At 65.7% G+C, this 12,789-nt stretch carries 10 protein-coding genes and 2 pseudogenes; 6 read left to right on the forward strand and 6 right to left on the reverse strand.

Going from position 1 to position 12,789, the window contains the following annotated elements; genetic code table 11:
* Positions 1–36 precede the first annotated feature (36 nt).
* Positions 37–1,334: pseudogene (gene lplT / locus AB4Y43_RS17610) on the reverse strand (lysophospholipid transporter LplT).
* A gap of 155 nt (positions 1,335–1,489) precedes the next feature.
* A complete protein-coding gene (locus tag AB4Y43_RS17615; protein WP_266227414.1) occupies positions 1,490–2,290 on the reverse strand; it encodes an inositol monophosphatase family protein in 801 nt (266 codons plus the stop codon).
* Positions 2,291–2,772: 482 nt separating this feature from the next.
* On the opposite strand from AB4Y43_RS17615, the pseudogene AB4Y43_RS17620 reads away from it, so the two are divergent.
* Positions 2,773–3,584, forward strand: a pseudogene (locus AB4Y43_RS17620) (RNA methyltransferase).
* A 218-nt stretch (positions 3,585–3,802) separates the two neighbouring features.
* Complete coding sequence (gene cysE, locus AB4Y43_RS17625) at positions 3,803–4,627, forward strand: serine O-acetyltransferase (protein ID WP_069265571.1); 825 nt, start codon at positions 3,803–3,805, stop codon at positions 4,625–4,627.
* A 55-nt stretch (positions 4,628–4,682) separates the two neighbouring features.
* Here the strand turns inward: cysE and AB4Y43_RS17630 are convergent, their stop codons facing one another.
* From AB4Y43_RS17630 to AB4Y43_RS17645, 4 genes are all read right to left on the reverse strand, one after another.
* Positions 4,683–5,480, reverse strand: coding sequence for a UDP-2,3-diacylglucosamine diphosphatase (locus AB4Y43_RS17630; protein WP_069265572.1), 798 nt, complete (start codon positions 5,478–5,480; stop codon positions 4,683–4,685).
* Between the two features lie 33 nt (positions 5,481–5,513).
* Positions 5,514–6,008, reverse strand: a complete 495-nt coding sequence (locus tag AB4Y43_RS17635; RefSeq protein ID WP_069265573.1) for a peptidylprolyl isomerase — start codon at positions 6,006–6,008, stop codon at positions 5,514–5,516.
* Between the two features lie 160 nt (positions 6,009–6,168).
* Positions 6,169–6,753, reverse strand: a complete 585-nt coding sequence (locus AB4Y43_RS17640; protein ID WP_069265574.1) for a peptidylprolyl isomerase — start codon at positions 6,751–6,753, stop codon at positions 6,169–6,171.
* A 58-nt stretch (positions 6,754–6,811) separates the two neighbouring features.
* Positions 6,812–7,522 carry a tetratricopeptide repeat protein gene (locus AB4Y43_RS17645; protein ID WP_368728414.1) on the reverse strand — a complete coding sequence of 237 codons (711 nt, stop codon included), beginning with the start codon at positions 7,520–7,522 and terminating at the stop codon, positions 6,812–6,814.
* 274 nt (positions 7,523–7,796) lie between these two features.
* Here AB4Y43_RS17645 and cysS point away from each other — a divergent pair, with 274 nt between their 5' ends.
* The 4 genes from cysS to tilS all read left to right on the forward strand — a co-directional run bounded on the left by cysS (position 7,797) and on the right by tilS (position 12,698).
* A complete protein-coding gene (gene cysS / locus AB4Y43_RS17650) occupies positions 7,797–9,194 on the forward strand; it encodes a cysteine--tRNA ligase (protein WP_069265576.1) in 1,398 nt (465 codons plus the stop codon).
* Between the two features lie 47 nt (positions 9,195–9,241).
* Positions 9,242–10,126 carry a DNA-3-methyladenine glycosylase gene (locus AB4Y43_RS17655; RefSeq protein WP_069265577.1) on the forward strand — a complete coding sequence of 295 codons (885 nt, stop codon included), beginning with the start codon at positions 9,242–9,244 and terminating at the stop codon, positions 10,124–10,126.
* Between the two features lie 128 nt (positions 10,127–10,254).
* The gene (locus AB4Y43_RS17660) at positions 10,255–11,226 is read left to right on the forward strand and encodes an acetyl-CoA carboxylase carboxyltransferase subunit alpha (protein WP_028204107.1); all 972 of its coding nucleotides are present in this window, start codon (positions 10,255–10,257) and stop codon (positions 11,224–11,226) included.
* Positions 11,227–11,267: 41 nt separating this feature from the next.
* Positions 11,268–12,698 carry a tRNA lysidine(34) synthetase TilS gene (gene tilS / locus AB4Y43_RS17665; protein WP_368728415.1) on the forward strand — a complete coding sequence of 477 codons (1,431 nt, stop codon included), beginning with the start codon at positions 11,268–11,270 and terminating at the stop codon, positions 12,696–12,698.
* Positions 12,699–12,789: the final 91 nt, after the last annotated feature.

A 12,789-nucleotide genomic window follows, 5' to 3' on the forward strand; every position in this document is an offset into this window, starting at 1 on the left:
CCAGCCTTTCGGCTAACGCCGTCACAGTGGCTCCCGTCATTCGTCGACCAGCGCCTGCATGTCCACGGTGCGCGCGTTTGCCGCACTGTGCCGCATGGCGAGCCAGATCATCGTGGAAACGAACAGGCCGAACACGACGATGATCCACTGCACGGGAACCTTCGCGGTGAGCAGCAACGCATACGCGCCGAGCATGAGCAGCACCGCGAGATTCTGGTTGAAATTCTGCACCGCGATCGAGTGGCCCGCCGAAAGCAGCGTCGCGCCGCGATGCTGGAGCAGGGCGTTCATCGGCACAATGAAGAAACCGGCGAGCACGCCGAGCAGCACCATCAGCGGGTACGCGAAAAGCAGGTAGAAGGGCACGATGAACGCGCCGAAGCGCACGCCAACGCCTCCGGGAAAAGGCCTTTGCTGTAGAACGCCATGCCGATCGCCACCGCGCCGCACAGTACGCCTACGGGCAGCACGCGCAACGAGGCGCGCAGCGACACCCATGCGGCTGCCGCGCCCGCGCCGAGCGCGATGCCGAGTCCCGTCACGCCCTGCATCACGGCGGCTTTCGAGAGCGAGAGTCCGAGATTCACGTCGGCCCACTTGAGCACGAGCAGTTGCAGCGTGACCGCCGCGCCCCACATCAGGGTCGTGACCCATAGTGCGATCTGCGCGAGCTTGTCGGTCTAGAGCACGTTGAAGCTATGCCTGAAATCGCCCATGAGACGAGCCGGTTCCCTGAGCCGGTTCTCGTATCGCGCGCCCGTGTCGGGAATGCCGATGTTGATGATCGCGGCGATCACATACGTGACCATGACGGCGAGCATCGCGAGGTCGGCGGCCGAATGGATCGCCGGCCACGGATGGCGCGTGACGAAACGGTCGGCGTAAGTGGAAACGAGTGCGCCGCCCATCATCGTGCCGACGATGGTGGAAAGCACCGTGGCGGATTCGAGCCACGCATTGGCGGCGATGAGCTTTTCGGCCGGCAGCAATTCCGTCAGGATTCCGTACTTTGCAGGCGAGTAAGCCGCCGCGCCGAAGCCGACCACGCCATACGCGATCATCGGATGCACGCCCGCGATCATCAGCAGACAGCCGCACGCCTTGAGCGCGTTCGAGACGAACATGACGTGGCGCTTTTGCAGGGCGTCGGCAAACGCGCCCACGAAAGGCGCGAGCAGTACGTACGAGATCGTGAAAAAGATCTGCAGCAGTGGCGTCACCCAGGCGGGCGAAGCAATCACCGTGAGCAGCGCAATCGCCGCGATGAGGAGCGCGTTGTCGGCGAGCGACGACACGAACTGCGCGGCGATGATCGTGTAGAAGCCTTTTTTCATCGGATGCGTGCGTGGTCCTCTTGCAGCAGGGCGGCGGGCGAAACAAAAAAGCGGCCGAAGCCGCTCGATGCGCATGCGTGGGTCAGGCGTGACCTGGCGTGCGCTTTGCACGCATCGCGGCGGAGCCAGGCGTGCACCGCGACGCGCACGGGCGCTTACGCCGCCTTGGGCACGCGCGTGTACTTCGAGAGGATCGGCACCATCTGCGCGTAGATCTTCGGGTTGCCCGCGACGACTTCGCCCATGTGCAGGAAGTCCGAGTCGCCCGTGTAGTTGCCGATCAGGCCGCCGGCTTCCGTCACGAGCAGGCCGCCTGCGGCGACATCCCACGGGTTGAGGCCCTGCTCGAAGAAGCCGTCCATGCGGCCGGCGGCGACGTTGGCCAGATCGAGCGCGGCCGCGCCCGGGCGGCGCAGGCCCGCGCACGCGTTGGTCATTTCGGCGAACAGTTCGCAGTAGCTGTCGAGGCCGTCCTTTTCGCGGAACGGGAAGCCGGTGCCGATCAGGCCGTCGGCGAGACGGTCGCGGCGGCCCACGCGGATGCGGCGGTCGTTCAGGAACGCGCCGCGGCCGCGCGATGCGGTGAAGAGATCGTTGCGCGTCGGGTCATAGACCACGGCCTGCGTGACGAGGCCCTTGTGTGCGAGCGCGATCGAGACGCAGTAGTACTGGAAGCCGTGGATGAAGTTGGTGGTGCCGTCGAGCGGATCGATGATCCACTGGTATTCGGACTCGTTCTCCGACTGGCCCGATTCCTCGGCGAGGATGGCGTGGTCGGGGTAGGCGGTCTTGAGCGTTTCGATGATGGCGGCTTCAGCCGCCTTGTCGACTTCCGTGACGAAATCGTTGTGCTGCTTCTTCGCGACCTGCACGAGGTCGAGGTCGAGCGACGCACGGTTGATGATCTGTCCGGCGCGGCGCGCGGCCTTGACAGCGATGTTGAGCATGGGATGCATGAGCCAGGATCCTTGTTGTCCGGCGCTCGCGAAGGCGGGACGCGCGCCGGTGGTGCAAAAGATAAAAGCGTCTAACGATTGGACAGGGCGCGGGCCTCGAATGGACCTGCGGAACCTGTCCCGTCAACGGAGACGAATTGGATAAGAGCGGGGCGCGGCGGCGCTGTTGGCCAGCGACTTGCCGGGCGCCTGGCGGCCAGCAACACGGCTGCACGATTGGCCCGACGCGCGCGAAACCGCCATTTTACCCGAGTATCGGCGATTCCATGGCTTCTCTCGGGCGGGATATCGGGATTTCTATGGATATGACGTTCGCGGCAGGAAGCGCATGAGCCTACATCGCCGCGGCGCCGGGCGCGCTAACATAGACATTTCAATCTCCTTTTCGCGGTTAGAGAACCATCTTGGCGCACCCCGATTCACCCGATTCCCACGCAACTCCCCACGCTGCGGCGCCGGCTTGCGGCGACGCCCACGAGCCGCTGCGCGGCGGCTTCACGTCTACCCGCTTCGTGCTCGTCGAGCCGAGCCACCCCGGCAACGTCGGCGCGGCCGCGCGCGCGCTGAAGACCATGGGATTCTCGCGCCTCGTGCTGGTGGCGCCGCGCGTGCCGCAGGTCCACTGCGACCCGGAAGCCATTGCCATGGCGAGCGGCGCCGACGACGTGCTCGCGGCCGCCCACATCGTGCCGACGCTTGCCGATGCGCTGGCGGGCGTGCAATGGTCGCTCGCGCTCACAGCGCGCACGCGCGAGTACGGGCCGCCGCCCGCAGCGCCGCGCGAGGCGGTGCAGGACGCCTGCCGCCAGGCGGTGCACGGCGGCGACATCGCGCTCGTGTTCGGCAACGAACGCACGGGCCTGTCGAACGACGACGTCGAGCGCTGCAGCGCGCTTGCGCATATTCCGGCCAATCCCGCCTATAGCTCGCTCAATCTTGCCCAGGCGGTTCAGGTGCTCGCCTACGAGCTGCGCCTCGCGTACCTCGGGGAGAGCGCACCCGCCGCCGCGCTGCCGGCGGCTGGCGGTGCGGGCGGCGCCGCCCCGCTTCCGGCCGGGTCGCCGCTCGCGACGAGCGACGACATCGAGCGCATGTACGGTACGTGCACCTCGAGAACGCGCTCATCGCGCTCGAGTTTCTCGACCCCGCCAATCCGAAGAAGCTGATGTCGCGGCTGCGGCGGCTCTTCGCCCGCTCGGGGCTCGAGCGCGAGGAGGTCAATATCGTGCGTGGCATCGCCAAGCACATCCTCCTGCTCAAGGGCAAAGGCGACGGCAAGGGCGAGATCCGCTGATCCTCTGTGTCGGCGCGGCTGCGCGCGCCGGCGCAAACCTTGCCGCCGACGGGGGCTTCCGACCTCGAATCGGCTTTGCGCCTACAATCGGCTGAAAACCGGCGAAAAATTCATAAGCAAATGCGCGCGGCTGCAATAGCCGTTGCGTCGCTTGCACGCACGCTGCGGCGTCGCGCGGCCGCCATTCCCATGTTTCATCCGTTTTTAGCGTGACAGCCATGTTCAAGAGACTTCGCGAAGACATTGCCACGATCCGCGAGCGCGATCCCGCCGCCCGCAGCGCGTGGGAGGTCCTGACCTGTTATCCGGGTCTGCACGCGCTCGTGCTGCATCGCTTCGCGCATGCGTGCTGGCTCGCCAGGCGCCGCTGGCTCGCGCGCTACATTTCGCAGATCGCGCGTTTTCTGACGGGCATCGAGATCCATCCGGGCGCGACCGTCGGCAGGCGCGTGTTCATCGATCACGGCATGGGCGTGGTGATCGGCGAGACGGCCGAGGTCGGCGACGACTGCACGATCTACCAGGGCGTGACGCTCGGCGGCACGTCGCTCACGCGCGGCGCGAAGCGCCACCCGACGCTGGGGCCGGGCGTGATCGTCGGTGCGGGCGCAAAGGTGCTCGGCGGCTTCACGGTGGGCGCCGGGGCGAAAATCGGCTCGAACGCCGTGGTCGTGAAGCCGGTGCCGGAAGGGGCTACGGCGGTAGGCAACCCCGCACGCGTCGTCGCGCCCGCGAAGACCGCGCCGGTGCAGGCCAAACCGGCCTCGGCGCGAGAGGGCTTTTGCGCCTATGGCATCACGCCCAATGCCGACGACCCGGTTTCGCTCGCGATTCACGGCCTGATCGACCACGCGGCTACGCAGACGCAGCGCGTCGATGCGATCGTCGTCGCGCTCGAGCGTCTCGGCGCGCGACTCGAGGCGCTCCATGGCGCCGATGCGGCGCTCGCCGAATTGCGGCGTCTATCCGAGGGGCTCGAATGCGTCGGCCCGCAAACCGAAGCGTCGAGCCGCGAAGAGGAGAAGGCGCCTGCGCGCGTTTGAGACGTGGCGCCAGGAGGGCGCTAAGAGCAAGCGCTAAAAGTAAAGGCGGCGCACCTCAGTCCAGCGGCAAGACCCTGAAGCCTTCGGCATCCACGCGCAGATAGCCGCCACGCGGCTTGCCGTGATCGAGATCCCAGTCGGGCAAGACCCAACGTGTGCCGCCGGGCTCCTGGTGGCGCGCCGGCCGGTGCGTGTGGCCGTGCACGATGGTGTTCGCGCGCGCACGCTTGAAGAGCGCCGCAACGCCTTTGACCGTGACGTCGTACTTCGGCAGGCGCGGGCCGCTGCGTTTGCTTTCGCTCGCGCGACGCGCGCGCTCGGCGATCGCTCGCCGCCAGCGAAACGGCCAGGCAAGAAACAGCAGCTGCACGAGCCGGTTGCGCGCGAGCTTGCGGAAGACCTGATAGCCGTGATCGTCGGTGCACATCGCGTCGCCGTGCGCGAGTGCGAGGCGCGTGCCGAACGCGGTGATCGCGATGGGGTCGGGCAGCCAGATCGCGCCCGCGGCTTTCATGAAGCGCTTGCCCATCAGAAAGTCGCGGTTGCCGTGCATGATGTAGAGCGCGATGCCGCGCTCGGAGAGCGTATGCATCAGCGCAGCCATGCGCGCGGGGAACGGATCGGTGAGCATGTCGTCACCGATCCAGTATTCGAAGAGGTCGCCGAGTATGAATACCGAGTCGGCCTGATCGGCCGTGACCCGGATGAAGCGCTCGAACGCGGCGACCGTACGCGGAATCCCTTCATTCAGATGCACATCGGAAATGAACAGAAACGGACGAGCCGCGTGGGGGCGCTTGCCCTCGCCGGGCACGCCCGCGGCAGCGTGTCGTAAAGCCTTTTCCTGCAGCATCGATGAAGGGTGTGCGTGAGAGTGGTACGAAGCTTATTCGACGACGACAGCCTTCTCGATCACGACGTCGTCGACCGGCACGTCCTGATGGAAGCCCTTCGAGCCCGTCTTGACCTTCTTGATCTTGTCGACCACTTCGAGGCCTTCCACGACCTTGCCGAATACGGCGTAGCCCCAGCCTTGCGGCGTCGGCGACGAGTGGTTCAGGAAGTCGTTGTCGGCGACGTTGATGAAGAACTGCGCCGACGCCGAGTGCGGGTCGTTGGTGCGCGCCATGGCGATGGAGCCGCGCTCGTTCTTCAGGCCGTTGTTCGCTTCGTTTTCGATCGGCGCTTCGGTCGGCTTTTGCTTCATGCCGGCGTCGAAGCCGCCGCCCTGGATCATGAACCCGTCGATGACGCGGTGAAACACCGTGCCGTCATAGTGGCCGCTCTTCACATAGTTGAGGAAGTTGGCGACCGTCTTCGGGGCCTTCTCGGCGTTCAGTTCGAGCTTGATGACGCCGTGGTTCGTGTGCAGTTCGACCATGATGGAATCCTTTGCCTGTGGCGGGGGGAATGAACGTCGCTGCATCGGCAAGAGGCGGGGCGTGTTGCCCAACGCGTGTGCCGGCGCCGCGACGTGCGACGGGTGAGGGCGGCGCTGCCGCCCGGTTAGTCGATGATTAACTGGCGTGTTGCCGGCGTGCTTACTTGCCGACGACGGTCGCCGACTCGATCACGATTTCCTTTTGCGGCACATCGGACATCGGGCCGCGCGAGGTGGTGGGCGCCGCTTCGATCTTCTTCACGACGTCCATGCCTTGCGTGACCTTGCCGAACACGGCATAGCCGTTGCCGTCCGGGTTCGGATAGTCGAGGCCGGCGTTATCCACCGTGTTGATGAAGAACTGGGCGGTGGCCGAATTCGGGTCGCTCGTGCGCGCCATCGCGATCGTGCCCGTGAGGTTCTTCAGGCCATTCCTGCTTTCGAGCGCGATCGGCGCGCGCGTGGGTTTCTCGACGAAGCTTTGCGTGTAGCCGCCGCCCTGGATCATGAAGCCGCGAATGACGCGATGAAAGATCGTGCCGTTGTACTGGCCAGCCTTCACGTACTGCAGGAAATTGTCGACGGTCTTCGGCGCCTTCTCCGGATAGAGCTCGACGCGAATGTCGCCTTCACTGGTCTTGAAGAGCACTTGCGGATGCGCGGCGGCCGGCTGGCCGTTTTGTGCAAAGGCGGGTGCGTTCGCGATCAGGGCGGCGCTGCCGAGCGCCAACATCAACCATTTCATGAGTATCCTCGGAAGTGCGGGAAAAACGTGTCGCGGCGCGCACGCTGCGCGCCAGATGTTAGTTCGACGGCGCCACGAAAGGCGGCATCGCGAGCGATCCCGTCGAGCCGCCGAACTGGTACGCCGGGTTGCTGAGCGCGGGCACGATGGCCGACGGGCTCGCTGCCGATGCGCTTTCTGCCGCTGCCGCGGCCGACTTCTTTTGCACTGGCGGCGGCGAGATGATCTTCGCGATGTCGGCCTGGCGCTGCTGCGTGGTGCCGCTTGCATGGCCAAGCGTTTGCGCGCGGCGGTATGACGCGTCGGCCAGACGCAGGTAAAGGTCGCCGAGATTTTCCCACGCGAGTCCGTACGACGGGTTCGCCTTCACCGCGGTTTCGAGCGCGACGCGCGCCTCGTCGTAGCGGCCATGCTTCGCGTAAAGCGCCGCGAGATTGTTGTAAGGCTCGGGCAATTCGGGGTAGAGCTGCGTGAGTTCGGTGAACGCCTCGATCGCGTCGTCGTCGCGGTTCAGGCGCGCGAGAATGGTCGCGCGCTTGAACTTCGCCTGCACGTCGCGCGGGTTCGTCTTGATGCGCGCGTCGAGCTGGCTGAGCGCGCCAGCCCAGTCGTGCTGGCTGATCGCGGCGTCGGCGCCGGGCGTGGCGTCGGAGGTCGCCGGAGGCGCGGCATGCGCGATGCTGACACTGCACAGCACGATCGCGACGCTCGAGAGAGCCGACGCGGCAAGGGTCGCAGCACGGGGCGCGCGGCCGCTGGAAGGTTTCATAGGGTGAGGTCGCGGTGTTATACTCCGAGCCATTCTAACAAAAGGTCTGTGCGTTTCGTCGCGCGCTTTGTCCCTCGCCCGTTTCATTCGTATTCCGGGCGCGCTGCGCGAGTCGCCGGGCTTTCCAACGCCACTCGTGGTCGTCTCCGCCCCGATAGCAACCTGGTTGCAGTCCGGTCGCCGACAGACAGCAGCCTGAGCAATGCGGGCATCACCCGCTGGCTGCGGTCGGCGCCGCCGCGGAATTCTTTCGACCCACGTATCCATCGCCTTTATGGAATCACTGCGCATCTACAACACGCTCGCGCGTGACAAGCAAAATTTCGTGCCACTCGAGCCCGGCGTCGTGCGTATGTACGTCTGCGGGATGACGGTGTACGACTATTGTCATGTCGGGCATGCGCGTGTGATGGTGGTGTTCGATATCGTGCAACGCTGGCTGCGCGCGCTCGGCTACAACGTGACCTATGTGCGCAACATTACCGATATCGACGACAAGATCATTCGTCGTGCGGTAGAAAACGGCGAGACGATCAAGCAGCTCACCGACCGTTTCATCGCAGCGCTGCACGAAGACGCGGACGCGCTCGGCATCGAGCGTCCCGATCACGAGCCGCGCGCGACGCAGTACATTCCGCAGATGCTCGACATGATCGGCAAGCTCGAGCGCAACGGCTACGCGTACCAGGGCGCGGACGGCGACGTGAACTACGCGGTGCGCAAGTTCGCGAACTATGGCGCGCTCTCCGGCAAGTCGATCGAAGACCTGCGCGCGGGCGAACGTGTGGCGACGAACGATGCCAAGCAGGATCCGCTTGACTTCGTGCTCTGGAAACAGGCAAAACCGCAAGAGCCGGCCGACACGAGCTGGGATTCGAAATATGGACGCGGGCGTCCGGGCTGGCATATCGAATGCTCGGCGATGGGCTGCACGTTGCTCGGCGAGCACTTCGACATTCACGGCGGCGGTCAGGACCTGCAGTTTCCGCACCATGAGAACGAGATTGCGCAGAGCGAAGGCGCGACCGGCAAGACGTTCGTCAATACGTGGATGCATAACGGCTTCGTGAATATCGACAACGAGAAGATGTCGAAGTCGCTCGGCAACTTCTTCACGATCCGCGAAGTGCTGGCGAAGTACGATGCCGAAGTGGTGCGCTTCTTCATGGCGCGCGCGCATTACCGCTCGCCGCTGAATCACAGCGACGCGCATCTCGACGACGCGCGCAACGCGCTCACCCGTCTTTACACGGCGTTGAAAGACGTGACGCCGGACGCGGGCGAGCTTGACTGGAACGAGCCGTACGCGCAACGTTTTCGTGCGGCAATGAACGACGATTTCAACACGCCGGTGGCGATCGCCGTGCTGTTCGAACTCGCGAGCGAGGTGAACCGTACGCGCGACGCCATGCTCGCGCGTCAGTTGCAGCGTCTCGCACGTGTGATCGGGCTGCTCGTGCGCGAGCCGCGCGTGTTCCTGCAACAGGCCGCGGGCGCACAAGATGCAGGCGCGCTCGACGTGGCAGCGATCGAAGCGAAGATCGCGGCGCGCACGGCGGCCAAGCAGGCGAAGCAATATGCGGAGGCGGACCGGATTCGGGCCGAACTGCTCGAAGCCGGTGTCGCGCTCGAAGACAAACCGGGCGGGTTGACCGAGTGGCGCCGCGTGTAAGCGGGCTGTCCAGTTTCCACTGATCGATTCGCGAGGCAGGAGGCAGGATGGCAACGGCCACGAAGACGCAGACCAGGCGGTCTGCGTCGCTAACGGGCGGAACTGCGGGCGCACCCGCAGGTGCAAAGCGTGCGCTCAATGGAGCGGGCGGCAAGGCAGCGACAAGGCCGGCTGCGAAGACGGCGCGCGGGAAAACCAACGGCGCGTCCGGCTCGCACGAAGTGCTCGACGGCGCGGCAATCGAGGCTGCGCTCTCCAATGGTCCGGCGGCACTCGAAGCCGTGGAGCCCGCGGCGAACGCGCTGGGCGATCTCGAATTCGAAGTGCAGCGTCCCGACTATTGGGACAAGGCGTGCGCGGACCTCGTCAAGCGCGACCGCATTCTCAAGAAGCTGATCCCGAAGTTCGGTCCCGTGCATTTGTTGAGCCGCGACGATCCGTTCGTCACGCTCGCACGCTCGGTGGTCGGCCAGCAGATTTCGACGGCGGCGGCGCAGGCGCTGTGGCAGCGTGTGGAAGCCGCATGCCCGAAGCTCATGCCGCAGCAGTTCCTGAAACTCGGTCACGAGAAGCTCGCCGCGTGTGGCCTCTCGAAACGCAAGACGGAATACATCCTCGATCTCGCGCAGCATTTCGTCTCGGGTGCGCTGCACGTCGGCAAGTGGACGTCGATGGACGACGAAGACGTGATCGCCGAGCTCACGGCGATTCGCGGCATTGGCCGCTGGACCGCCGAGATGTTCCTGATCTTCAATCTCGCACGCCCGAATGTGCTGCCGCTCGACGATCTGGGCCTGATCCGCGCGATCAGCGTCAACTATTTCAGTGGCGAGCCGGTCACGCGCAGCGAAGCGCGCGAAGTCGCGGCCAACTGGGAGCCGTGGCGTACCGTCGCGACCTGGTATATGTGGCGCAGCCTCGAGCCGTCGTGAGGCCCGGGGCTGTCGTCAGCGTCTGAGAAAAATGCTATCGATCGAAGAAATCGATAGTTCTGAGCCGATTTCGGCGCGGGCTGGCGCGGTTAGAATACGCGCTGCCGCAAAGTGAAGGATTCCCACACATGAAGACCACGTTTCTGGATTTCGAACAGCCGATCGCTGAACTGGAAGCGAAGATCGAAGAACTGCGCTTCGTTCAGGACGATTCGGCCGTCGATATTTCGGAAGAAATCGAGCGGCTGTCGAAGAAGAGCCAGCAACTCACGAAGGACCTCTATGCGAACCTGAGCCCGTGGCAGGTTTCGCAGATCGCGCGTCATCCGCAGCGTCCGTACACGCTCGATTACGTGCACGAGCTTTTTACCGATTTTCACGAACTCCATGGCGACCGCTCGTTCGCGGACGACCTTTCCGTCGTCGGCGGCCTCGCGCGCTTCAATGGCCAGGCCTGCATGGTGATCGGCCACCAGAAGGGCCGTGACACGAAGGAGCGCGCCGCGCGCAACTTCGGCATGCCGCGCCCGGAAGGCTATCGCAAGGCCGAACGCCTGATGCGTCTCGCCGAAAAATTCGGCCTGCCCATCTTCACGTTCGTCGACACGCCGGGCGCGTACCCGGGCATCGGCGCGGAAGAGCGCGGCCAGTCGGAAGCCATTGGCCGCAATCTCTATGTGATGGCCGAACTCAAGACGCCGATCATCACGACGATCATCGGCGAAGGCGGTTCGGGCGGCGCGCTCGCTGTGGCCGTGGCCGATACCGTCATGATGCTGCAATTCTCGACCTACTCGGTGATTTCGCCGGAAGGCTGCGCGTCGATTCTCTGGAAGAGTGCCGCGAAGGCGCCGGAAGCTGCGGAAGCGCTGGGCCTCACGGCGCACCGTCTCAAGGCGCTGGGCCTCATCGACAAGATCGTGAACGAGCCGCTCGGCGGCGCGCATCGCGACCCGAAGGGCATGGCCGCGCTGCTGCGCCGCGCGCTCGCCGACTCGCTGCGCCAGTTCCAGGGTATGAGCATCGCCGATCTGAAGCAGCGCCGTTTCGAGCGCCTGATGGCCTACGGCAAGTTCAAGGAAACGACGCCGGGCGCCTAAGGCGCGCGACGTCAACGTTCCTCGACGTCTGCGGTCGTGCTGTGACCGACCATCCCGAATCCGACGCCGGGCGCATCGTTCTCGATGCGCTCGGCGTTGTGCTTTCCACGCTTGCCGACGACGCACGCATCGCGATCGCGTATAGCGGCGGGCTCGACTCGTCCGTGCTGCTGGACGCCGCGGTGCGGGCGGCGGGCGCACAGCGTCTCGTCGCACTGCATGTGCATCACGGCCTGAGCCCGAACGCCGACGCATGGCTTGCCCATTGCGAGGTAACCGCGCGCGCGTACGGCGTGACGTTCGACGCGAGGCGCGTAGAGTTGGCGCGCGACGACGCGGCCGGCGTCGAGGCGGCTGCCCGCGACGCGCGCTACCGCGCGCTCGACGCGATGTGCGCGGCGCACGGCGTGCAGGCGCTCTGGCTCGCGCAGCATGCGGACGATCAGGCGGAGACGGTGCTGCTGCAGTTGCTGCGCGGCGCCGGGCTCGCGGGGCTCGCGGCGATGGCGCCGGCACGTGCGAGCGCGAATGGCGTGGCGCGCATGCGGCCACTGCTCGCGCTGTTGCGCATGCAACTGGAGCGCTATGCGCGCGCGCACGGCCTGCACTGGATCGACGACGAATCGAACGACGACACGCGCTACGCGCGCAACGCCTTGCGTCACGACGTGATGCCGGCGCTCTCGGCTCATTTTCCTGGCTATCGCGATGCGTTCGCGCGCACGGCGGCGCATGCAGCTGCTTCGCAGCGTCTGCTCGACGATCTCGCGCGCATCGATTTGCGCGACGTCGGGCGCGAGGGCGACCGCGCGCTTTCACATGCCGCGCTGCTCGCGCTCGACGATACACGCGCCCTCAATGTGCTGCGTTACTGGATGCGCTCGCTTGGCCTGCCGGCGGCATCGACCGCGCGGCTTGCGGATCTGTTGCGGCAGTTGCGCGAGGTTGCGCGCGATGACCCGAATGGTCATGCGTTGCGCGTCGATCACGCCGGACATCGCTTGCGCGCGTATCGCGGCATCGTTTCGTGGGAAGCCATGCGGGCGCGCGACGAACGCGCAGGCGAGGGCGCCGCTCATGCACGCGCGCCCGTGTCGTTGAACTGGCGCGGCGAGGAAGTCTGGCGGCTGCCGTCATGGCTCGGGACCTACGTTTTCGCGCCCGCCGCTCCCGACGATGCCGACGCCGTTCCCGAGCACGTGCTCGCGAGCGCGCCGCTCGTCGCGCGCGAGCGCAGCGGCGGCGAGCGCTTGCGCGACGAAGCCGCGCACGTGAGCCGCACGCTCAAGAACCTGTTCCAGACGCGCGGCGTGCCGGCATGGGAGCGCGACGTGCCGTTGCTCTATGTGGGCGAGACGCTGCTGTTCGTGCCCCGTATCGGCGTGAACCGGTCGGCGTTCGGCGCGACGCCCGGCGAGCCTGACGCGGCCTGGCGACGCATCGAATGGCGCAAGGATGTGCTGATCGCCTGAAGTCGCGTCGCCGTCATCGATCAATTCGCCGACTGGTATCGCGATCGTTCCCCCGCAAATCCTTGCCACACAAGCCTTTTTCGGCCTCTGC

Origin of the sequence: Paraburkholderia sp. BR10872, from assembly GCF_040965835.1 — a bacterium.
GTDB classification, from domain to species: domain Bacteria; phylum Pseudomonadota; class Gammaproteobacteria; order Burkholderiales; family Burkholderiaceae; genus Paraburkholderia; species Paraburkholderia nodosa_A.